Origin of the sequence: Pseudomonas sp. K5002 (assembly GCF_013386655.1) — a bacterium.
Lineage (GTDB): Bacteria > Pseudomonadota > Gammaproteobacteria > Pseudomonadales > Pseudomonadaceae > Aquipseudomonas.
On record NZ_JACARK010001159.1, the window covers coordinates 1 to 753 of the forward strand.

Below are 753 nucleotides of genomic sequence, written 5' to 3' on the forward strand. Positions count from 1 at the left end.
CCGGCGCTTTCTGCTGCCGCGATGGCATTGAGCATCGCCGGCAGTTTCTGCATGCGGTTGCCCTTGGGGTTTACGTCGCCGATGGACACCGCGTCGAACACCGTGGTGATGCCTGCCGCAATGATCTGCGCGTCATGGCTGAGCACCGCCGAGGTCGACGGCCAGTCCACGCCGGGGCGCGGGGTCATGTGTTTTTCCAGGTTGTCGGTGTGCAATTCCACCAGGCCCGGCAGCAGGAAATCGCCGTCCAGGTCCTGGGCTTGGGGCAGTTGGCTGCGGCCTTCGGCGATGTCGACGATCAGCCCGTCACGCAGCACGATGCTGCCAAGGAACATGCGATCAGCCGTCACCAGCCGGGCATTACTGAGGATCTGTTCAGCGGGCATGGGCGTATTCCTCTTGGGCAACAGGCGCGGGGGTCATGTCGAAATGGCGGTCGGCGACCGCTTCACGGGCGGCGCGGTCGTGGAAGATGCCGATCAAGGCCGCGCCAGCAGCCTTGGCTTCGTTCATCAGTTCCAGCACCACCTGGCGGTTGCTGTCGTCGAGGGACGCGGTGGGTTCGTCCAGCAGCATCACCGGCCAATCCACCATGAAGCCGCGGGCGATGTTGACCCGCTGTTGCTCGCCGCCGGAGAACGTACCGGGTGCCAGCTGCCACAGGCGTTGCGGGATATTCAGGCGGGTCAGCAGATGCTCGGCGCGCGACTGTGCATTGGCCTTCGACCAGCCACGGGCCAGGGCGGGCTCCAT

1 protein-coding gene and 1 pseudogene are annotated in these 753 nt (G+C 65.3%); both read right to left on the minus strand.

Features of this window, described 5'->3' with window-relative positions; translation table 11 throughout:
* A pseudogene (locus HX846_RS34400) lies at nt 1-386 on the minus strand (alpha-D-ribose 1-methylphosphonate 5-triphosphate diphosphatase); the annotation flags it as partial.
* The coding region (locus HX846_RS34405; protein ID WP_178967169.1) for an ATP-binding cassette domain-containing protein at nt 376-753 on the minus strand (378 nt) is incomplete at its 5' end. The pseudogene HX846_RS34400 and the gene HX846_RS34405, both read right to left, overlap by 11 nt.